The following is a 20,833-nucleotide window of genomic DNA, read 5'->3' on the forward strand; positions in this document are numbered from 1 at the left end:
CAGGAGGTGGAACACGTCCTCGAGGAGATCTCCGCGTCTCAGCCAGTAGGACGGAGAGAAGGTCTGTGAACTGAAGTAGCGGCCGCAGTGGGTACAGCGGTACCGCTGAATCCTGCGCGGCCGGGCCTCGCGTTCGTAGAAGCCCTTCTTCTGAAAGCGCCAACCGGTTGGATCTGCATGGAAATCGCAGTCGGGGTTGGGGCAGTGGGGTGGGCGACGCAGGAAGGGCGGAGTCGGCATGCAGGCCGACATCGCACGATGCGTGCCGGGTGCATTCTACGCTCCACCTCTGATCTCGTGCTCGATCCGAACGCTCAGAAAATCTCGTGCTCCTCGGTCAGGAACACGTGGCAGCTCGGCAGATCGAGGAACTTCGCTTCGTCCTCGAGCAGCGCCTTCGCGCCGGCAATCGCCGCCTCGCCTCCGTCGCCCGCCATCGATTCGAGGTCGTCGAACCAGACCTCGGTGATCCCGTCGAAGGGCGGCAGCGCGCCGCGGGACTGCTGGACCGGCGCGCTCAGCTCGTCGGGGAGCGAGTGACTCTGGACGTAGCGCTTCATGGACGGAAGCGCGGATTCCTTGATCTTCCGGACGAGCGGACCGTGGACGTCCTTCCAACGGACGAGGAACTCCTCGCGGCTGAGCTCCGGCTTGCGACGGCAACAGAAGACGAGCTTGATCATGGAAGCGCTCCCTCGAATCGGATGGGTTCAGGCGTGGATCACCGCGCCGCCATCGACGTGCACGGTCTGCCCGCTCATGAAGGACGAGTCGGGCCCGGCCAGGAAGACGGCGGCGCGTCCGATGTCGGCTTCGCAGTCTCCTCGGCGTCCGAGGGCGACGCCCCGAAGCGACTCTTCCGCGGCCTCGGGATTCTCCTCGCGGAAGCGGATCGTGGCCTCGGTGTCGGCGGTCGGGCAGAGGACGTTCACGTGGATCCCGTCGGCGCCCCACTCCCTCGCGGCGATCCCGCTCATCGCCCGGAGCGCCTCCTTCGACGCGGCATAGATCATGAAGCCGGGCACGCGTTCGGTCCCGGCCATCGAGCAGAGGTTGATGACCCGACCGTCTCCGCTCGCCTTGAGATGGGGATGACATCGCTGCATGAACCAGAACGCGCCCCAGACCTCGACCCCGAGCTGGAGCTCGACCTGATCGTCCGTGTGCTCGAGGAAGGTCCGGAAAGCCGTGTCGGGGCGTGCCCCGGTCGCGCAGTTCACCAGGATGTCGATCCCGCCGAACTCGCGAACCGCGCGGTCGACCGTCTCCTCGACGTCGGACTTCTTCGTCACGTCGCACTCGATCCAGAGCGCCGAGCGCCCGAGCGCGCGGATCTCCTTCTCGGTGGCGGGGCCCGTCTCGGGGTTCACCTCGGCCATCACGACCGTGGCGCCCTCCTTCGCGAAGGCGAGTGAGATCCCCCGGCCCACACCCCGGGCGCCGCCGGTCACGATCGCCACCTTCCCGTCGAGTACGCCCATCTTCCTGCTCCTCTCGCGAAGCGCCTCAGCCGAGCTTCGCGATCACCTGATCGCGGAAGCGCGCGAGCTCGTCGGGCAGCGCCCCGTCGAGCTCGCCCTTCGGCGGCAGGACGACGACGCGCTCCGCCCCGAGCTCCTGGCAGAACTCCGCCGTCTCGAGGGCGGTCTTCGCGTCGCTCGTGCTCGTGAGGGTGAGGCGAACCGCGTCCCGCGGTCGCCCGGCCGCCTCTGCGGCCTCCATCACGATCGGCCAGAGCCGCTCGAGCTCTTCCTTGTTCGGGCCACGGGTCGACCAGTGCGGGTAGAACTCGTCGCCGTAGGTGCCTGCGCGGCGCGCCGCCGCCTCGCTGTGTCCACCGATCATGATCGGGACGCCGCCGGGCTGCGCCGGGCTCGGATTGCTGATGACGGCCTGGAAGTCGAAGTAGTCCCCCTTGTAGGACGACACGTCGTTGTTCCAGAGTACGCGCAGGATTTCGAGCCACTCGTTCGTACGCTTGCCGCGATCGCCGAAATTCTGCCCGAGGGCCTCGACCTCCTCCTCGACCCAGCCGACGCCGACGCCGAGGGTCACGCGACCCTTCGAATACTGGTCGAGGGTCGCGACTTCCTTGGCGAGGATGATCGGGTGACGCTGGGGCAGGATCAGCATCGACGTCCCGATCCGCAGATGCTCGGTCGCCGACGCGATCAGCATCATCAGGATCAGCGGATCCGGCATGTTCGAATCCGCGGGGAGCGGCGTCCGGCCGGTCGTCTTGTAGGGGTAGCGGGAGTCGTACTCCGCGTGCATCACGGCGTGGTCGATCGTCCAGATCGACTCGAAGCCCATCTCTTCGACCAGCTGCGCATAGCGCTCGACGAAGTCGGGGTCCCCGATCGGCCCCATCTGCGGCGGCGGAATACGAATCCCGAACTTCATGCCTGTCCTCTCACGGTCGTGGGCGAAGGCTGGGATCAGAATCCCGCGAGCCGCTCCGACGTATCTTCGATCTCCGGGAACTCCGTCGCGAGCTCCGCTTCGAGCGCGCCCTCGAGGTCGCGGCCTTCCTGCGCCAGATCGTAGAGCTTCTTCATCGCGGCGACGGCGGCGCGGGAGTTGGCCGCGATCCTGGCCGCCCGCTCCGCGACCAATGCATCGAGCGCTTCCTCGTTCTCGACCGCCGCATTCGCGACGCCGAGCTCGACGGCCTCGGCGCCCAGGAAGGTCCGCGCGGTATACGAGAGCTCCTTCGCGCGACGCACGCCGACCGCCTGGGCGAGGGTCTGGCTCATACCCCAGGTCGGGCGGAGACCGAACCGGGCATGCGTATCGCCGAACTTCGTGTCCCGCGTCGTGAACACGAAGTCGCAGTGGAGCGCGATCTCGAGCGCGCCGGTGAAGCAGGCGCCGTGGACCTTCGCGATCACGGGCAGCTCGGAGCGGCGGATCGCCCGATACGCGCCACGGGCCGGCTGGTCGAACACGTCACCGATCTTCCCGCCCTTCGGATCGATCCCCTGCAGCACCTTCAAGTCGACCCCCGCGGAGAAGGCACGGCCAGCGCCCTCCAGAACGATCACGGACACGTCGTCTCGACCGCCCGCCGCGATGACCAGCGCCTCGATCCCCGCGAGCATCTCCGGTCGGAACGCGTTGAGCGCGTCCGGCCGGTTCAGCCGGATCGTGAGCACGCGATCGGCGTGCTCGACTTCGAGCATGTCGGTGTCGACTGCGAGGGGAAGAGCCATTCCGCTTCGGTAGCAGAATGCGCTGGGAGCGTCATTCGCCGGTCGGGGGCGCTTCGACCTTCGGAGCCCGTCGCGCGGCCTGCTCCTCGACGAATTCGTCCGCGGCACGCCGTCGCGAAGCGAGTCGATTCGCGTGCACCCGCTCCCGGGCCGCCGTCGCCTTCTTGCCGAGGGCATCGACGGCCGCCTCCGCGGTCGTCGCGGGCAGCTGGATCGGCCCGACCTCGACGCCCGCTTCCAGCCCGGGCATGCTCTTGCGCATCCCCGGCGTGTTCGTCGGTCCCGGTACGAACGCGAGCACGTCGACGTGCTTCGGTTGCAGCTCGTACCAGAGGCTCTCGCCCAGAACGAGGTTGAAGGCCTTGGTCGCGGCGTAGTTCGCGTAGCCGGGCGAGCCCTGGAGCGCCGTTCCGGAGGCGATCAGGATCACGCCACCGCGACCCCGCTCGGCCATCTCGCGACCGAAGTGATGGGTGAGCGTCGTCGCCGCCTGGCAGTTCACGTCGACGGCGCGTTGGAGCTCCTCGAGGTCCGCTTCGAGGAAGGGCCCCTCGAGGCCGATCGCCGCGTTGCAGATCACGAGCCCCACCTCGAGCCCGACCCGCGTGACGATCGCCTCGACGCCGCCCAGGAAATCGCGCCGCGCGAGGTCCGTCGGCACCGCCCAGGTCGAAACCTCGTAGGTCTCGGCGACCTCGCGTGCCGCGACGTCGAGCGCTTCCTCCTGGACATCGATCATCAGGACATCGAGCCCTCGCGCCGCGACCGAGTCCGCGAACGCGCGACCGATTCCCTGCGCCGCGCCAGTGACCAGGGCCACGGGTCCGTATCGCTCTCGGAAGTCCCGGGCCTTCTTCGCGCCGACCTTGATTCGTTCGTCGCTCATCCGTCGCCCCTCCCTGCCGCGCGTTCCTGGGCGAGGCGTTCCGCACGTTCGATGATCTCGGTGGCGGATCGTTCGAGCACGACCCCGCCGTCGACCGGCAGGATCCGCGCCGTCACGTAGTCCGCCGCCGGGCTGCACAGATAGAGCGCGGCCAGTCCGATGTCGCGGGGCTCGCCGAGCCGCGCCCGCGGCGTCCAGGCCTCGAGCGCCTCGCCGATCCCGGGATTCCTCGCGAGCAGGTTCTCGCGCATGTTCTCGGTCGTGACGGCCCCGACCCGGATCGCGTTCACGCGGATCTCGGGCGCGAACTCCATCGCCATCATCCGCGTCATCTGCTCGAGCGCTGCCTTCGCGCCGCCGTAGGGGATCGAGCCGATGTTCGCCGCCCGCGAGAAGCCGGAGGAGACGTTCACGACCGCGCCGTCGCCCCGCGCCCGCATGTGCGGGGCGACCGCGCGCGTCAGGTAGAAGGGGGCACGGAAGTTGAGCCCGATCGCGGCCTCGAAGTGCTCGTCCTGGCCGTACTTCGTCGGAACGTGCCCGCCGCCGCCCGCGTTGTTCACCAGCAGGTCGATTCCGCCGAAGCGCTCGATCGTGGCCTCGACGACCCGATCCGCGGCGGCCGAGTCGGTCAGGTCGCAGGCGACCGCGAGTCCAACGCCTCCCGCGGACTCGATCGCCGCGACGGTGGCCTCGATCTGCTCCGCCGTTCGGGCGACGCAGACGACCTTCGCGCCGACCTCCGCGAAGATCCGTGCCGTCTCGGCGCCGATCCCACGGCCGGAGCCGGTCACGATCGCGACGCGGTCGTCGAGACGGAAGGCGTCGAGCACGCTGCCAGTCGGTCCGCTCATCCCGTCTCCCGATCCGCGCTCGTCAGGCCGAGGCGCTCTCCCCGCCTTCCGGCGGCTCGCCCTCGTCCCACCCGAAGCGTTCGAAGAGATCGCCCAGACGGTTCTGGATCGCATCGGCCTCGAGGCCGAACTCTTCCAGGCTGTACTCGTGGTTGGTCGTGTGCTTCCGCTCGCGCTTGCCCTGCTTGGCGAGCTCGGCGCGGAAGTCCTCGGTCATCTCGAGACCGAGGTCGTCGTAGACCTTCTCGATCGTCGCCGCCGGATCGGACGTGAGATCGCGATAGTCCACGATCGCGCCCGAGATCTCGGGATGGGCTTCGAGGGTCTCGATCGGATGGCGGTAGTCGTGGAAGGACTGCTCCGTGAGGATGCCCAGCGTCTTCCGCTGCTTCTCCTCGTCCCAGCCGAGAGCCTTCCAGCCGCCGCGCATCAACTTGAGCAGGCTCGGGATCGTCTCGTGGGGATTGCGCACGTTCACGATGATCCGGCAGTCGGGAAAAGCCTCGATCAGGGAGGCGACGCGACCGGAGTACATCGGGTTCTTCGACAGGTGGATCTTGTCGGTCCCGTTCAGCAGCAGCTGGCGCTTCACGATCTCCCGGTAGAAGTCGTTGTAGCGGCGCCGCTTCTCGGGGGACCACCGGTTCATCCAGTAGAAATCGAGATCCCCCATGTAGGGCATCTTCGTAATCCAGAACCCGGCAGCCAAGGACCAGTAGAGGGAGATGTCGTCCTCTTCGAACATCGTGAGGCCCATCGCGTGCGCCCCACTCATCCGCCCGTACCGCCACTCCTCCCAGGCCGCGACCTGCCCGGCGAGGAGCCCGCGCCACTTCGTCCGGTCGATCTCCGCGACCCAGCGGATGAACTTCTTCTGGATCAGAGAAGGGAAGTACATCTCGTAGAGCATGAGGGAGCTGAAGCGGCCGGAATCCTGGCTCAGCAGCCGGTGGGTCAGCGTCGTTCCGCTCCGCGCGTGCCCGACCATGAAGATCGGCGAATCGACCTCGAGCTTCCGGAGCTCGGGGAAGAAGAGCCAGTCGAGGGCGAAGCAGATCGCGTGGAAGGTCGAGATGATCGGCGTCCCGACGAGCAGGACCGCGAGGTACCAGCGCCGCGCCTTCGGAACCTTCTCGTTCCAGGCGAGCCGGATCATCTTGAAATAGTTGGCGAAATCGAAGAGAAAGAACATCGGGGGCTCCGCTTCCTCGTTGGTACTCGATCCCCTTGGGCGTGGCAATCGAGGCGCCCCGCCACGGGACGTCGAACTCGCCGTCCGATCACGGACGGCCCGTGCAGGCGTTCGGCTCAGTAGAATCCGTGCTCGCCGCGGCTGGAGTTGCGCCCCTCCCGCCTCGAGCAAGGAGCGAGCGATGCAGGATCTGAAGGGAAAGGTCGCCGTCGTGACCGGCGGCGCGAGTGGAATCGGACGCGCGATGGCGGATCGCTTCGCGCAGGCGGGGATGAAGATCGTCCTCGCGGACATCGAGTCCGGCCCGCTCGAAGCCGCCGCGAAGGAGATCCGCGAGGGCGGCGCCGAGGTCGTCTCCGCGCGCACGGACGTGACGGACCTCACCGCGGTCGAAGCGCTCCTCGCCACCACCCTCGACGCGTTCGGTGCGGCCCACGTCGTCTGCAACAACGCGGGCGTCGCGACCGCCGGTCCGGTCTGGGAGGCCTCGATCGCGGACTGGGAGTTCACCCTCGGTGCGAACCTCTGGGGCGTCATCTACGGCGTGAAGACCTTCGCTCCGGACCTGCTCGAGCAGAACGAAGGCCACTTCGTGAACACCGCCTCGATGGCGGGCCTCGTCTCCGGCCCCGGCATGGGTGCGTACAACGTCTCGAAGTACGGCGTCGTCGCGCTGACCGAGACGCTCTTCGCCGATCTGCAGAACGTGGGCTCCGACGTCGGTGCGTCCGTCCTCTGTCCGGCCTTCGTGCAGTCGCGCATCTGGGACTCGGGTCGCAACCGGCCGGAATCGCTTCGGGACGAAGGCCGGGAGACGCTCGAGCAGTCGGAACGCGGACAGGCGCTCCGGGCGGTGATCGAGAACGCCATGCCCGCCGACCGCGTCGCCAACGCCGTCCACGATGCCATCGTCGCGAAACGGCTCTACATCCTGACCCACGAGTCCACCCGCGAGCCCCTCGAGCGGCGGATGCGGAACCTCCTCGACGGAACGAATCCGACCCAGGCCTTCGGAGATCCCGCGAATCTCCAGCGCTAGCCGGAGAAGACAGAAGGTCGCCCGTCCCGACCCGGTCGCGACCTCGCCGACGGCGTGGCCTTCCCGGAAGGTCCGCGCTGGCACGAAGGCGCCTTCTATTTCTCGGAGATGCGCGCCCACGAGGTGGACGTTCCGCACGCCGGAAAACCCTGAGACGCGTCTCAGCGGGTCCAGAGGCACCTGGGAGGGCCCTTGCTCGGAACTTATTCGATCGTATAATACGATCCATGACGACGCCGGCCCACGACTGCGACTACGACGTGTCGATCGTCGGCTTCGGCCCGGTCGCCGCGACGACGGCGCTCCTGCTCGCGCGCCGCGGTTTCCGTGTGTCGATCCACGAGCGTTCCGCGGTCGCCCTCGAGCTGCCCCGCGCCGTCGGACTCGACGGCGAATCGATCCGCCTCTTCCAGTCGATCGGACTCGGTCACGAAGTCGAAGCGCTCGTCCAGCCCTACCGCGAGGGCGACTCGCTCTGGTTCACCGACTCGAAGCGCAACAAGCTCTTCGGAATCGACACCGCGTCCCACGACGGCCACAACGGCAGGCGCGACCTCGCCTTCTTCGACCAGCCCGAGCTCGAAGCCTTCCTGCGCGCAGCCGTCGCGGGCGAGGATCGGATCGACGTCTTCCTCGGCGAGGAAGCGACGGCGGTCCGGGACGAGGGCGACCGTGTCGAGCTCGAACTGCGCGAGGTCGATGGGGGCTCGACGCGAATGGTGACGGCGCCCTACCTGGTCGGCTGCGACGGCGCCTCGAGCTTCGTGCGCCGCACCCTCGGCATCCCCTGGACGAGCCTCGGCTACGACCAGGACTGGCTCGTGATCGACATCCTCGTCGACGACACGGACCTGCTGCCGCTCCCGACCATGCAGGTCTGCGATCCCGATCGGCTCACGACCTACGTCTGCGTCAAGGACCCGAACCGGCGTTGGGAGTTCCAGCTGAAGCCGGGCGAGACCCGCGAAGAGATGGCACGACCCGAAGCGATCGACGCGCTGCTGGAGAGCTGGCTTCCGAAGGACCGCTACACCCTCCGCCGCGCGGTCGTCTACCAGTTCCACGCCGCGACCGCCGAGCGCTGGCGTCAAGGCCGGGTCCTGATCGCCGGCGACGCGGCCCATCAGACACCGCCCTTCCTGGGCCAGGGCCTGAACAGCGGTCTCCGCGACGCGTTCAATCTCTCGTGGAAGCTGGCGCTGGTCCTCGAGGGCCGCTGCGGCGACGACCTGCTCGACAGCTACTTCGAAGAACGGGACGCCCACGCGCGCACGCTCGTCGACGGCGCCTGCGACATCGGCAAGCTGATGGAGACCCTCGCCGCCCGCGAGGCCGGACGGCCCGAGCCCCATCCGGGCTGGGTGCCGAGCCTGCAGGTCGACGAGTCGGGCGTCTCGCTCCCGATCGAGGGCGGCGCCCTCAACGAGCCCCAGCGCGCCGAGGGCGTACCGATCGGGCACACCCTCCGCCAGCCGCAGGTCCGCCCGCGCGGAACCGACGCAGCCGCGCAGCGACTCGACGGGTTGCTCGGCGACGACTTCGCTCTCGTCGGCCGAACCGAAGCCGACCTCGCGCTCGACGCCGAAGCCGCCGCGCTCGCGGAGACGGTCGGACTTCGTCCCGTGGCCCTCGACGCCTTCGAGGTCGTCGAAGGCGCCCTCGACTACGTCTTCGACCGCTCGCCCGCCGTCCTCGTCCGCCCCGACCGCTACGTGTTCGGCGTCGTCGATGAAGCGACCGATGCGAGCGCGCTCGTGCGGCGCCTCGCCGAGAAGCTCTCGCTCGCGAGCTGAACCGTCCGCTAGAGCCCGAGCACCTTCAGCGTCGTGTCACGGGTCTTGCGCGCCATAGAGGCAGGCCCTTCCTGCATCAGCCCGACGTTGAAGACCTCGGGCGCCCAGATCGGATCCGCCCCGATCTCGTCGAGGAGCGAGAGGACGTTCGGCCAGTCGACCTCGCCGTCGCCGGGAAGCAGCCGGTGGGTCATCGACTCCATCATCTGGTCTTCGCCCGTCCCCTGCGCCGTCGTGTCATCGAGCTGGACGCAGTGGATGCGATCGCCGGGGATCTGGCGGAGCGTGTCCTCGTCCGGGCCACCGGGCTGGCGGAGCCAGTGCCAGGTGTCGAAGACGAGGCCGATGTTGTCGCCGCCGGCTTCCTGGACGAGCTCCCAGGCCGCCTTGATGGTCGGGAGGCCGGTCCAGGGGAGCCACTCGATGCAGACCTTCATGCCCCGGTCGGCGCCCATCTTGCCGAGCAGGGAGAGCCCTCTGGTGGCCGCGGCGAGATCCATCTCCGGGCCCATCACGACGCCGGCCACCGCCTGCGCGCCGTAGAAGCTCGCGACCTCGAAGGTCCCGCCACACTGCTCGGCGATCGCGGCCTCGTCGCCGCCCTCCCAACCGATCAGCGACTCGACGACCGGAACGGAGAGCCCGCGATCGTCGTGCCAGGCCTTCACCTCTTCGGGGCGCTTGCCCGCGCCGACCGCCGCCAGATGATGGAAGGCCCAGAGAGACACGCCGCCCCACCCGGCATCCGCCGTCGCGTCGATGATCGACTTCACCTGCTCGGCGGTCACGTCCATCGCGCCTCCGACGAGGGGAGCGTTGCAGAGGATCAGGTTCTCTTCGCGTACGGGGCTCATGGCATCTCCTGTCGACGGGTCCGAGGGCGGCCCGCGAAATCCGGCGTTCGATTCTAGCGACCGGATCCCGCGCCGCCGCGGGGCGCAGGGGGACGGGACGGGTGCGCGACGCGAGGCCCGGGGAAATGGTTACCCTTCGTCCATGCCCCTTCGCCTCGATCGTCGACGCTTCCTGCGAACCACCGGCGGCGCCCTGGGCGCTGCGACCCTGGGCCTGGCCGGCTGTACCGAGCGGCGACCCTATACCGACGTGGACAAGGCGTCCCTCGTCCGACAACGGGAAGAAGAAGCACGCCGCACGGGCCAGGGTCCCTTCGGCGTCCAGCGCTTCCAGGGATACCGAGGCCTTTCGGAGCTTCCCTGGTACGAGCTCGACGACGCCGGCGTCCTGCGGCTGGCCGACGACAGCGTGCCGTGGGCGATCGACTTCCATACCCATCTCGGCATGTCGCTCTTTCTCGCGCCGACCCTCGACCTCTCGCGACCGAGCGACCGCGTGCGTCATCTCCTCGACTGCGACGCCACCGATCCGGGCTGCCCCCTCGATCTCGACATCTACATCAACGGCAACTTCACGCCGGAGCAGGTCGACGCGCTCCCGACGATGACGATCGCCCAGGGGTTCACCGGCAGCGACATCGTCGACACCCACACGATCCCGAACCTGCTGCGCGAGATGGACGCCGTTCACGTCTCGAACGCCGTGCTCCTCCCGATCGTCTTCGACCTGCCCTTCGGCGACGACGTCGAGGCCCTCTGGCGCGACGGACTCGCGCAGACCGGCGCGGCGGATCGACTCTGGCTCGGGACCTCGGTCCATCCCGGAGACGCCGATGCCCCGGCGCAGCTCGAGCGCGCCGCGGCGGCGGGAGCGCGGGTCGTGAAGCTGCATCCGACGATGCAGGCGTTCCATCCCGACGAGGACTCGGCGATGGCGGTCTACGAGGCGGCGGATCGACTCGGTCTCGTGATCTTCTTCCACGGCGGGCGCGCCGGCGTCGAGCCGGAATCCCGGCAGGGCTTCGCGATGCCCCGCCACTACGAGGGCGCGGTCTCGGCCTTTCCGAACCTGCCCTTCGTGATGGGCCACGGCGGCGCACGGGACGCGGCGGGGATGCTCGACCTCGCCACGCGCTTCGAGAACGTCTGGCTCGGCATCCACGGCCAGGGCGTGACCTGGCTCGACGAGATGATCCGAAGGACCGGCGGCGAACGGCTCCTCTTCGGAACCGACTGGCCCTGGTACCACCTCGCGGCGACCCAGGCGAAGGTCCTGATCGTGACCCGCGACCCCGGGCGCGCCGAGATCCGTCATGCGATCCTTCGCGGAAACGCCGAGCGGCTGCTTCGGCGCTGATCGCGTCGACGCGGAACGACTGCTTCGGCGCTGATCCGCGCGAACCCTTCTCTGGAGAACCGCCCTTGTCCGATTCGCCCCCCGTCCCGATCGCGGGTCACTGCGATCCCCGCTTCGCCTCCGTCCGAGAGGTCTTCGAGAAGAAGGTCGCCGAGAGCGAAGTCGGCGCCTCGATCGCCTTCATGCTCGACGGCGAGCTCGTGGTCGACCTCTGGGGTGGCTATACGAGCCGGGATCAGGACGAGCCCTGGGGACCGGACACGATCGCCAACACCTACTCGACGACGAAGGGCATGACCGCGCTGATCGCCCATCGGCTCGTCGAGCAGGGAAAGATCGACCTCGACGCGCCGGTCGCCGAGTACTGGCCCGAGTTCGCGGCGGAGGGCAAGCAGGACGTGCCGGTCCGTTGGCTGCTCAGCCATCAGGTGGGCCTCCCGGCGGTCCGCGAGACGCTTCCGCCCGACACGCTCTACGACTTCGGCGCGATGGCCGACGCCCTCGCGCGGACCGCGCCCTGGTGGACCCCCGGCTCGAAGCACGGCTACCACCCCGTCACCTACGGCTTCCTCGTCGGCGAAGTGATCCGACGCGTCTCCGGCAAGAGCGTCGGCACGCTCTTCCGCGAAGACGTCGCGGAGCCTCTCGACGCGGACTTCCACATCGGCCTCCCGGCGAGCGAGCACGGACGCGTCTCCGACATGATCGGCAGCCTCGCCCCGCCGAAGGAAGGGGCGAAGACCGACAGCGGTCGCCCCGCCGTTCGTCTCAAGGGACCGCTCGCCGACTTCATGCGCGACATGGCCGACCCGACGACGATGGTCGGCGCCGCCTTCAACAATCCGCACATCAAGGCGGGCGCCCACAACACGCCGGAGTGGCGCGAGGCGGAGATCCCCGCCGCCAACGGCCACGGCAACGCCCGCGCCCTCGCGAAGATCTACGGCGCCCTCGCCCGCGGCGGCGAGCTGGACGGCGTTCGCCTGCTCGAGCCGGACTCGATCACCCGCGCGCGAACCGAGCAGGTCTCGGGCCCCGACGCGACGCTGGGCCAGATGCCCATGCGCTACGGGCTCGGCTTCATGCTGCGCAGCGACTTCATGCCGTTCTCGCCGAGCGAGAGCGCCTTCGGTCATCCCGGCGCCGGCGGCTCGATCGGCATGGCCGACCCCGACGCGAAGGTCGGCTTCGGCTTCGTCATGAATCGCATGAGCCAGGGACTCGTCGGCGGGCCGACGGGCTTCGCCGTGCTCCAGGCCTTCTTCAAGGCGCTCTGACCCGCGCCGACACCCGACCGCGAGGAGCATCGCATGTCCGAGAGCACCGACCCGAACGATCGACTCGCGAGTGGCCGGGCCTGGGCCGAATTCTGCGACGCCCTGAAGGCGGCGGGGGACCTGGTCCTCGAGAACGCCCCGGACGACGACTTCGATCGGGCCGAGGGCTACCGACACCTCGCGCGGCTCACGGCCCACTTCCTTCGCAATCAGCTCGACGAGTCCGATCCTGCGAAGGCGGTCGTCTCGACGACGAGCCCGAAGATCGGCCTCGACAACCCGGACTACGTCTACGCCCTCGCGCGGCTCTCGCCGGACTTCACCTACCGCTTGAGCGGAAGCCTGAACGACGTCGCGATGCTCGGGATCGGCGTCTTCTCCGGCGCGCTCGGAACGCCGAAGGGACTCGTTCGCGACCACTACGTCACGACGAACGAGCTGGAGGTGAAAGACGGGCGCTTCGAGATGATCCTCTCCCGCGACGAGCACCCGGGCAACTGGCTCGCCCTCGGCCCCGAGACGAACGCCCTCCAGATCCGGCAGACGGTCCTCCGCCGACCCGAGCAGAAGCCGGCAAGCCTCGAGATCACCCGCGTCGACGCGGGTGCGAAGCCCCTTCCGCTCGAACCCGCCCAGCTCGTCGGCGTCCTCGACCGGGTCGGCACGACGGTCCCGGCGATCGTCTCCCAGTTCCAGGATTGGCGGGCCTCGTTCCAGGAACACCCGTTCGAGATCCGCGAGATCGATCCGCGTTTCCTCGCGGCGGCCCAGGGCGACCCGAGCACGATCTATCTCTACAGCTACTGGGAGCTCGCCGACGACGAGGTCTACGAGATCGTCCTCGAACCGCCCGCGCGCTTCGACTACTGGAACCTGCAGATCGGGAACCACTGGCTCGAGTCCTTCGACTATCTCTACTACCCGACCCACGTGAATCACGAGACCGCCCACGTCGACGACGACGGCAAGGTCCGGATCCACGTCGCCGCGAAGGATCCCGGCCGACCCAACTGGCTCGACACGGCCGGACACCGGCGCGGCGCCCTCGCGCTCCGCTGGGTCGGCGCAGACGCGCCGCCGCCGCTCCCCGACACACGGGTCGTGAAGGCCTGAGCGCGAACGATCGCTTCGCGAGCGCTGCTACCGTCGCGCGATGGCAGAAGAGAACGCGCTCGACCAAGTCCACCCGTCCATCCGCCCGATGCTCCAGACCCTGGGCTTCGTCCGCTACGTGGAGCTCGACGAGGAGAAGCGACACGCGGTGGTCGAGTTCGAGGTGCGCCCCGACCACTGCCACTCGGGCAACGTCGCCCAGGGCGGGTTCGTCACCGGCTGGATCGACAACGCGATGGCGACGGCTTCGATGATCGGAGGCGACGGGCGCGTCGCGATGTCCCTCGACGTGAAGGTCTCGTTCTTCCGCGCCGCGAATCCCGGCCCCGTGATCGCCGAGGGCTGGGTCGAGCACGGCGGTGGGCGCACGGTCTTCGCCGAAGGTCTGCTCCGCACGCCGGCGGGCGTGACGATCGCGAAGGCGACGTCGACGATCGCGCTGCTGAAGCCGCGCGCGGCCTAGAGAGCTCTTTGCGCTTCCCGCCGGCGCCCCGGATCAGATCTCCCCAGCGAGGAACTGGAGCAGCAGCTCGTTCGTCCGCTCCGGTGCCTCTTCCGGAATGAAATGCCCGGACTGGACTCCCCGGGTACGGAGGTCCGGGAAGTGATGGGCGAAGGAATCCGCGTAGGGGTTGCCGCTCGGGATGTAGTCGTCGGCCGGCGGCTCGCCGTCCTCGAAGGCCTGCGGCACGAGGAAGGGGCTGAACACGTACATCGTCGGCCCGTCGTAGGTCAGGTGCCAGTCTTCGGGCGCGAAGACCATGAAGTTGTCGTTCCATTCCGGATGGCCGAAGAGCAGGTTCTCGTGGTGCCACATGGCGGCGATCTGCTGACTCGTGCGGAACTCGAAGCGCTGACCACCGGGCGCGCTCGCGTCCGGCGTCGCCACGTGGAAGGGCAGGCAGTGGCGGTAGTACTCGATCGAGTGGAACCAGCTGGCCGGATCCGAGAACGCTTCGACGTAGTGGTCGACGTCGTGCGCCGTCCAGAACTGCGTCGGATCGAAGCCGTCGAGGGCGGCCGACCCTTCCGAGCCCTCGACACCGGCCCAGGGTGATTCCGGCGGGCCGCCGTACTTGCCGCTCTCGCCGGCGAAGACCGAACGGATGAAGTCCGCGTGGTGCTTCTCCCAGAAGCGTTCGGCATCGGGCTCGGCCTTGAACCAGTACCCGTGGATCCCCCACGTGATCCAGACCGAGACGAGGGTGTCGAGGAGCGCGAGTCGACTGAAGCGGTCCGGGTACTTGAGGGCCGCGGCGCTCGCGATGATCCCGCCCCAGTCGTGACCGACGAGGCGCGCGCGTTCGATCCCGAGCGCGTCCATGAAGTCGATCACGTCGCGGGCGAGGATCGAGCGATCGAGACGGACCCGCGGCTTGTCGGTCCCGCCGTAGCCGCGGGTGTCCGGAGCGAAGCAGTGGAAGCGTTCGCCGAGGACCGGCAGCTGGTGGCGCCACATGTGCGACGTCTGGGGGAACCCATGGAGCAGGATGACCGGATCTTCACCCGGCTGGGCCTCCCCGCACTCGAGCGTGTGGAAAGAGAGAGAGCGGGACTGGACCTGGCGGGAGGAAATCGTGGATTGGGCCATCGCCCGAGCCTACCCCCGGCGCCGTTCGTCTCGCTAGACTGGATTCGCCGCCCTCTCGACTCCCCGGCGGCCCAGGAGATCCCCCGCCATGGCCGAGAATCCGATGACCGAGAAGGAGTTCTCCCAGCTCCGCAAGTTCATCAAGCCCTTTTCGAAGCTGAACGTCTTCGTCTACAAGCTCACCGGCGGCCGCCTGATGGGCAAGTTCCAGGGCCGACCGGTCGTGCTGATCGAGATGACCGGCGCCAAGAGCGGCAAGCAGGTCACGATCCCGCTCATGTACGTCCCGCACGAGCAGGGCGTGATCATCGTCGGCTCCCAGGGCGGCGCGCCCAAGAGCCCCGTCTGGGTCAAGAACATCCAGAAGAACCCGCAGATCATCGCCCAGTACAGGGGCAAGAAGATGAACCTCGTCGCCCGCCAGGTGAGCGACGAAGAGAAGGCGCGCCTCTGGCCGATCTGCGTCGAGCACTACCACGAGTTCGACGACTACCAGAAGCGCACCGACCGCAACATCCCGGTCTTCGACTGCCAGCCGGCGGAATAGCGCTCCCTCGACCCGACCGACCCCGTTGTCCGCCGACGCCATCCCGCGCTTCATCATCGGCACCGGTCGATGCGGCTCGACGATCCTCTCGAAGATGATCGACGTGCATCCGGACGTCTGCGTCCTCTCGGAGTTCCTGGTCGGGCTCGACGCGATCCGGAAATTCGGGGAGCGGGACGTCGACGGCGCCGAGCTCGCCTCGATCTGCGACTGCGGGCTCCGCTCGACGGGGGAGTTCAAGAAGATCGTCGGCCACCTGAAGACGCCGGAGATCCAGTTCGACCTCGAGCATCCGCCGGCGGGGGTCTCGCCAAAGAACTACCGCGACGGCGTCTACCCCGAGCTGATTCTGCTTCCCCTCGCGACGCTCTTCGACGACCCGACCGTCGCCTTCGACGAGCTCGTCGAGTTCGCCGGCAAGCAGCCGACGCGGAAGCTGAGCGAGCAGCTCCTCGCCCTCTTCGAGTGGACGACCGGGCGCGCGGGCAAGACGGTCTGGATCGAGCGGAGCGGCGGCACCCTCGCCCAGCTCCCCGAGCTGATCGAGCTCTTCCCCGACGCGCGCTTCCTCCATCTCCACCGCGACCCCCTCGACGTCGCGCGTTCCATGAAGAACCACAACCACATGCGGCTCTTCGCGCTCAGCCACTACGGCCTGCGGACCGACGCGGGGCTCGCGTGGAGCGACCTCGACGCGAGCGATCTGAACGACGCGGGGCCGATGTCCCCGAAGCTCCGGGCGCTCTTCGAGCACGATGTCCCGATCGAGATTTTCCTGCGCGACTGGAACGAGATGGTGCTCCGGGGCTTCGCGTCGGTGAAGCGACTCGATGCGCGGCAGTACGCGGAGGTCTCCTTCGAAGACCTCCAGGCGGATCCGAAGCGCGTCCTCGGCCAGATCGTCGACTTCTTCGACCTGCCGGGCGGCGACGCCTGGATGGACGACGCGAGCGCGCTCCTCACCCCGGGCAAGGCGGGACGCGCAACGCCGACTCCCGCGGAGTCGGACACGGTCCGCGCCCTCTGCCACGCCGCGCTCGTCCTGCTCGACCGCGAGGCGAGCCACCCCTCGTCGGGCAACCAGTTCGCCGACCGCCCCGCCTAGCGCGGCCCGCTAGCGGAAGTAGACGTCGTCGAGGGGAAGCCGCGTGTCGCACTTCCGCGAGGCGAACTTCCAGCCTTGCGGTGTACGCCGGACCACGTCCTCGTAGATCACCGTCGACTTGACGTCGACCTCGCGCGGAATCTCGAGCGTCTCCCACGTTAGAGGAGCGTGCTCCGCACGCGGACCTCGGCCGCGGAGAGCGGCGCAAGCAGAATCGTCAGGTGGGAGTGCCGCACCTGGATGTCGGGCTGGCGGAGCGCGAGCCGGCCGTCGATCCACTCCTGGATCTCGGCGATTCCGTTCGCCGTACCGACGGGCGTCTCGAGCACCGCGTCCTCGGTGAAGAGACCGGCACAGAGCTCACCGCGGGCGGCGTCGATGCTGTGGCAATACCGGGCCAGCAGCTCGTGAATCGCCGAGCGATCCGATTCCTCGATCAAGTCCGGTCCCCTCCCGAGATCTGCGCGCATCCTCGCCGCGCTTCCCGGAATCGTGGACACCGCGCGGACGTCGCCCCGGGAGAGTATGTCGCTCGGCCCGGCGCGCGCTACTTGCGGATGAAGAGGAAGTCCCCGCCCTCGTGACCCGCGAAACGGATGTCGCCGTACTCGGGCGTCTGGTCGGCACCGAGCACGACCGGCTTCCGAATCCGATTGAAGACCGCGACGCCCTCGAGAACGCCGGTGTTCTCTTCGAGCGATTCGATGAAGGCCCGGGCGAAGACCGAGTGTCCACCGCCGCCGGAATCCGTGACCGGTTCGAGCCCACCCGAGGTCAGCACGACCCGCGCCCGCTTGCTCGCGAGCCGGCGGATATACGCGTCGTCGCGCGTCTCGATCCGCAGGCCCCGGGTGAGCGATCCCGAGTAGCAGCTGTCCGCGACGACCATCACGTGGTTCGCCGACATGGCACGCAGCGTATCCGTCAGATCTGCCGCCGAGATCCAGTTCGAGGGATCCGATTCCGTCGCGTCGACGGGCAGCCAGTAGCCACGCCGCGTCCCTTCGTCGAACCAGCCGTGCCCCGCGTAGTAGATCAACAGACTGTCCTCGGGACCGAGATCTCGACGCAGCTCCGCCATGCGAGCGAGGATGTCCCCTCGCGTCGCATCGATCAGCGTGGTCACGCGAAACCCGTACTCGTCCTCGAGCAGCTTCCCGATCACGCGCGCGTCGTTCGAGGCGGTCTCCAGGTTCGTGAGCGCCTGGTACTGATTGTTCCCGATCACGAGCGCGTAGTACTTGCCGCGTCCGAGCGCCGCCCCGTCGTCGAACTCGGACAGGTCGAGAGGCACGATCGCCTCGCCGACCCGTTCGATGCCGGGTGCCGAGTGGCTCCCGCCGGTCGGAGGCGCGCTTCCGCTCGCGACGCGATAGCCGGGATGCTCTCGCTGCGTGTGTGCGACCAACGCCTGCTCGAGGTCCGTCCGGAAGTCGTAGAGATTGTTGGCCATCGCGAGCGTCTTGGCGCGACCGGCCCGCTGTGCCGCCATCGCCCCGCCCGAGTCGTCGGCGCCCTGGGTCGTGAGCTCAGAGGCGAAGATCGACGTGCCGTTCGGCGCGAGGACCTCGTACTCGATCGTGAGGGTGGTCGTGAACGACATGCCGGCAGGGGGCGTCGCGAAGCGGACGATCCGCGCCTTGACCCGCGCGTTCCCGGCCGGCCCCGACGGATCGAAGAAGTTGGAGGTCTGGAGCACACGCTTCAAACCGCTCGTGAGCGCCGCCCGATCGCTTCCGTTTCCACTACCCGAGACTTCGATCGCACCGAGGCCGAAAGGCGTGAGTGATTTCGTCGCTCGGTACGGAGGTACTTCCCGGGCAACGCCGGGGCTCGCGGAATAGCATCCGAGGAGCGACGCGAGGACGAGCGCCACCGCGACCGCGACCGCCGAAGCCAATACAGATCGCCTGATCGTCATACTCGCTCCCTTCTCGATCGCTGGGGGCGCGATATGGAGATCGATCCGCTGCGAGCATAACCCACGCCTCCCTGGCCGAATCGGACCGATCCGCGCCTTGATGGGGGCACGATCCGGTCAAATCGGTTCCGCGATCGGCCCAATAACCCGATCGCGAGGACCTCCACACGGCTCGCGTCGCGAGCGCGGCGGACGACCGCTCGGGACGGAGAGCCCCGCGCGAGTCTACGCCTGGGGCGGCGGCGCGTACTTGCCGAGATAGTGGTAGGCGAAGGGCGGCTCCTTCGGCTGGTGTTCGTTCAGCTCGTAGATCCGCTCGTACTTCGTGTCGATGATCTGCCAGCGCCCGTCTTCCTTGACGTAGCGATCCCAATAGATCGCCGTGCCCGTCGTGAACGCTTCGCGATTCATGATCCACATGTTGTCGGTCAGGTACCAGACACCCGTCGCCTCGGTCGGGGAGAGCATCTCGATCTCCGGGTGGTGACCGTTGTGATGGCCAACCGAGCGGTTGTGAAAGGACGACTGGATCGACGCGAGGTACTCGTCCTTGCCCTGGAGCTTCCACTCGTAGGTCCCGCCGATGAAGTGGACCTTCACGTCCCGATGGAAGAGCGTCGCAAGCTCCTCGAAGTTGGCCGTGTCGATACACCGGAAGTAGGTGTGCTTGACGCGCCGGATCGCCTCGATGTCGAGCAGCATCTGCACGGCGTCACGAAGCGCCTCCGGCGAGTCGTCGCGGATCTCGAGGGGAAGTCCGGAGACGATGCCCATTCCTTCTTTGGTCAGGGTCGGCTGTCCGTTCGACATGGCAGGGCTCCTTGCTGATGGGAAATGCTCCGAAGACAGGAGCGATGGTCGAGACAGCGTAGAGACTGGGCACAGCGCCGCCACCACCACGGGCGCGGCGTTGCTCGGCCCCCCTCCGGAGGCTCATCGCCCCGTGCTGCCGTGATAATGAGTATCACGGCAGCATGGGGTGGTTTCCGGCGGATGGCGGCGGACCTGGGGCCGCCTGGGCCTGCAGAACCGGTTGAGCTCGGGCGCGTTTTCGCGGATGATGTACTGCCAGCCGATGTGCGGCTGTCAGGTTACTAACTGGTTATGCGGCATGGACCTCCCGCTTTGCCTAAACACGCCTGTATCGTCTTGTTCGTAGCGAGCCTGATCTCCGGCTGCGTCGCAGATCGTACGGCCACGACTCAGAATCGTGTTGAGCTGAACTGTCCCCCAAGATCTAAGTCATCTCCTACGGTGGATAAGATCATTCGGGTCGCTCCGCAGTACCCTGAGCAAGCACTTCAAGAAGGACTCGAAGGATACGTCCGGCTCGAGTTCGAGATTGACCCGAGCGGTAGTCCTCAGAATGTTCGTGTGACGGAAGATCGACCCGAGGGCTACGGATTCGGCGATCGGGCCCTCGTCGCTGTTCGCAAATGGCAATACTGCCCGTACTCGCCTCCCGATCCGAACGATCTGACGACGGTAGCGATCGCGATCCCGTTCAAGTTGGGTCGCGGCCCACGCCGCATAACAAGCCCCTGAACCTGACAGGGCGTTGGCCAGGCCTGGAGTGGAGTCCGCGACCTCATCCCGGCTTCGCCGGGAAGGCCGCTTGAGGTATTCTGGCGACGAACTTGATCTGCTCAACCCAGGGACGATGGCGATCCCTGCAGGTTATGGGCTGATCCGTTAGACGGCGCGACCCCGCGACTTCGTTGAAATTGGTTTCTGCCCAGTCGGCGAGTTGCGCTGCAGGCGCCTCGAAGACTCGGCGACCCGATTCCTTGGGAGTTCGGGAAAGAGCGGGTTCGTGCGAGCCGAACAGGGGCTCCCGTTCGTCTGGCTTCGGTGGCGGGCTGGGCTTGGACGGCGAAGTGCCCTGGAGCTTGAGATCCGGGCGGAGCCGCGCCGACCAGGAGTTCGTTCGGCAGGGCTCGTTGGCTTCGGTTGTCCGAAGCGTCTGGGCGGATCTGCTCCGCTTCGATCGACCCGCAGGCCGAACTCTCTCGCGAGGCGAAAGGTTCCGAATAGGGACCCGGCCAATCCACCCCCAAGCCCCGATGTTGCGCCGTCGCGCCGTCTAACAAGC

The 20,833-nt window shown here is 67.9% G+C and carries 21 protein-coding genes; 8 read left to right on the forward strand and 13 right to left on the reverse strand.

What is annotated here, in order from left to right:
* The 8 genes from NXI30_28560 to NXI30_28595 all read right to left on the reverse strand — a co-directional run.
* Positions 1 to 240 (reverse strand): hypothetical protein (locus NXI30_28560; GenBank protein ID MCR9098192.1); only part of this gene is annotated, 240 nt, incomplete at its 3' end.
* 74 nt (positions 241 to 314) lie between these two features.
* A complete protein-coding gene (locus tag NXI30_28565; protein ID MCR9098193.1) occupies positions 315 to 683 on the reverse strand; it encodes an EthD domain-containing protein in 369 nt (122 codons plus the stop codon).
* A gap of 27 nt (positions 684 to 710) precedes the next feature.
* Positions 711 to 1,481 (reverse strand): SDR family oxidoreductase, encoded by a 771-nt coding sequence (locus NXI30_28570; GenBank protein MCR9098194.1) that lies wholly within the window; start codon positions 1,479 to 1,481, stop codon positions 711 to 713.
* Between the two features lie 25 nt (positions 1,482 to 1,506).
* A complete protein-coding gene (locus tag NXI30_28575) occupies positions 1,507 to 2,403 on the reverse strand; it encodes an LLM class F420-dependent oxidoreductase (protein ID MCR9098195.1) in 897 nt (298 codons plus the stop codon).
* 35 nt (positions 2,404 to 2,438) lie between these two features.
* Positions 2,439 to 3,212, reverse strand: a complete 774-nt coding sequence (locus NXI30_28580) for an enoyl-CoA hydratase/isomerase family protein (GenBank protein MCR9098196.1) — start codon at positions 3,210 to 3,212, stop codon at positions 2,439 to 2,441.
* A 31-nt stretch (positions 3,213 to 3,243) separates the two neighbouring features.
* Positions 3,244 to 4,098: an SDR family NAD(P)-dependent oxidoreductase gene (locus tag NXI30_28585; GenBank protein MCR9098197.1), complete on the reverse strand. Its 855-nt coding sequence runs from the start codon at positions 4,096 to 4,098 to the stop codon at positions 3,244 to 3,246.
* The gene (locus tag NXI30_28590) at positions 4,095 to 4,952 is read right to left on the reverse strand and encodes an SDR family oxidoreductase (GenBank protein MCR9098198.1); all 858 of its coding nucleotides are present in this window, start codon (positions 4,950 to 4,952) and stop codon (positions 4,095 to 4,097) included. Before NXI30_28590 ends, NXI30_28585 begins: the two co-directional genes overlap by 4 nt.
* Positions 4,953 to 4,974: 22 nt before the next feature.
* On the reverse strand, positions 4,975 to 6,144 hold the full coding sequence (locus tag NXI30_28595; GenBank protein ID MCR9098199.1) for a sulfotransferase: 1,170 nt from the start codon (positions 6,142 to 6,144) through the stop codon (positions 4,975 to 4,977).
* A gap of 181 nt (positions 6,145 to 6,325) precedes the next feature.
* Here NXI30_28595 and NXI30_28600 point away from each other — a divergent pair, with 181 nt between their 5' ends.
* Both NXI30_28600 and NXI30_28605 read left to right on the forward strand, forming a co-directional pair.
* Positions 6,326 to 7,183 (forward strand): SDR family NAD(P)-dependent oxidoreductase, encoded by an 858-nt coding sequence (locus NXI30_28600; GenBank protein MCR9098200.1) that lies wholly within the window; start codon positions 6,326 to 6,328, stop codon positions 7,181 to 7,183.
* Between the two features lie 227 nt (positions 7,184 to 7,410).
* Positions 7,411 to 8,976 carry a bifunctional 3-(3-hydroxy-phenyl)propionate/3-hydroxycinnamic acid hydroxylase gene (locus NXI30_28605; GenBank protein MCR9098201.1) on the forward strand — a complete coding sequence of 522 codons (1,566 nt, stop codon included), beginning with the start codon at positions 7,411 to 7,413 and terminating at the stop codon, positions 8,974 to 8,976.
* An 8-nt stretch (positions 8,977 to 8,984) separates the two neighbouring features.
* Here NXI30_28605 and NXI30_28610 read toward each other — a convergent pair whose 3' ends face one another.
* Positions 8,985 to 9,830 (reverse strand): sugar phosphate isomerase/epimerase, encoded by an 846-nt coding sequence (locus tag NXI30_28610; GenBank protein ID MCR9098202.1) that lies wholly within the window; start codon positions 9,828 to 9,830, stop codon positions 8,985 to 8,987.
* A 142-nt stretch (positions 9,831 to 9,972) separates the two neighbouring features.
* On the opposite strand from NXI30_28610, the gene NXI30_28615 reads away from it, so the two are divergent.
* The 4 genes from NXI30_28615 (at position 9,973) to NXI30_28630 (ending at position 14,040) form a co-directional block, all read left to right on the forward strand.
* The gene (locus NXI30_28615; protein MCR9098203.1) at positions 9,973 to 11,187 is read left to right on the forward strand and encodes an amidohydrolase family protein; all 1,215 of its coding nucleotides are present in this window, start codon (positions 9,973 to 9,975) and stop codon (positions 11,185 to 11,187) included.
* Positions 11,188 to 11,252: 65 nt separating this feature from the next.
* Positions 11,253 to 12,464 carry a beta-lactamase family protein gene (locus tag NXI30_28620; protein ID MCR9098204.1) on the forward strand — a complete coding sequence of 404 codons (1,212 nt, stop codon included), beginning with the start codon at positions 11,253 to 11,255 and terminating at the stop codon, positions 12,462 to 12,464.
* Positions 12,465 to 12,497: 33 nt separating this feature from the next.
* A complete protein-coding gene (locus NXI30_28625) occupies positions 12,498 to 13,577 on the forward strand; it encodes a DUF1214 domain-containing protein (protein MCR9098205.1) in 1,080 nt (359 codons plus the stop codon).
* A 40-nt stretch (positions 13,578 to 13,617) separates the two neighbouring features.
* Positions 13,618 to 14,040 (forward strand): PaaI family thioesterase, encoded by a 423-nt coding sequence (locus tag NXI30_28630; GenBank protein ID MCR9098206.1) that lies wholly within the window; start codon positions 13,618 to 13,620, stop codon positions 14,038 to 14,040.
* A gap of 33 nt (positions 14,041 to 14,073) precedes the next feature.
* Here NXI30_28630 and NXI30_28635 read toward each other — a convergent pair whose 3' ends face one another.
* Positions 14,074 to 15,168 (reverse strand): alpha/beta hydrolase, encoded by a 1,095-nt coding sequence (locus tag NXI30_28635; GenBank protein MCR9098207.1) that lies wholly within the window; start codon positions 15,166 to 15,168, stop codon positions 14,074 to 14,076.
* Between the two features lie 88 nt (positions 15,169 to 15,256).
* On the opposite strand from NXI30_28635, the gene NXI30_28640 reads away from it, so the two are divergent.
* Both NXI30_28640 and NXI30_28645 read left to right on the forward strand, forming a co-directional pair.
* A complete protein-coding gene (locus NXI30_28640) occupies positions 15,257 to 15,715 on the forward strand; it encodes a nitroreductase family deazaflavin-dependent oxidoreductase (protein MCR9098208.1) in 459 nt (152 codons plus the stop codon).
* A 25-nt stretch (positions 15,716 to 15,740) separates the two neighbouring features.
* Entirely contained in the window at positions 15,741 to 16,820 is a 1,080-nt protein-coding gene (locus tag NXI30_28645; GenBank protein ID MCR9098209.1) for a sulfotransferase, read from the forward strand.
* A 158-nt stretch (positions 16,821 to 16,978) separates the two neighbouring features.
* Here the strand turns inward: NXI30_28645 and NXI30_28650 are convergent, their stop codons facing one another.
* From NXI30_28650 to NXI30_28660, 3 genes are all read right to left on the reverse strand, one after another.
* Positions 16,979 to 17,260 (reverse strand): nuclear transport factor 2 family protein, encoded by a 282-nt coding sequence (locus NXI30_28650; GenBank protein ID MCR9098210.1) that lies wholly within the window; start codon positions 17,258 to 17,260, stop codon positions 16,979 to 16,981.
* Between the two features lie 107 nt (positions 17,261 to 17,367).
* Positions 17,368 to 18,741 carry a caspase family protein gene (locus tag NXI30_28655; protein MCR9098211.1) on the reverse strand — a complete coding sequence of 458 codons (1,374 nt, stop codon included), beginning with the start codon at positions 18,739 to 18,741 and terminating at the stop codon, positions 17,368 to 17,370.
* Between the two features lie 225 nt (positions 18,742 to 18,966).
* Positions 18,967 to 19,551, reverse strand: a complete 585-nt coding sequence (locus NXI30_28660; protein MCR9098212.1) for a nuclear transport factor 2 family protein — start codon at positions 19,549 to 19,551, stop codon at positions 18,967 to 18,969.
* Positions 19,552 to 20,833 lie beyond the last annotated feature (1,282 nt).

This window comes from bacterium, from assembly GCA_024742285.1.
GTDB lineage: Bacteria > Myxococcota_A > UBA9160 > UBA9160 > UBA4427 > UBA4427.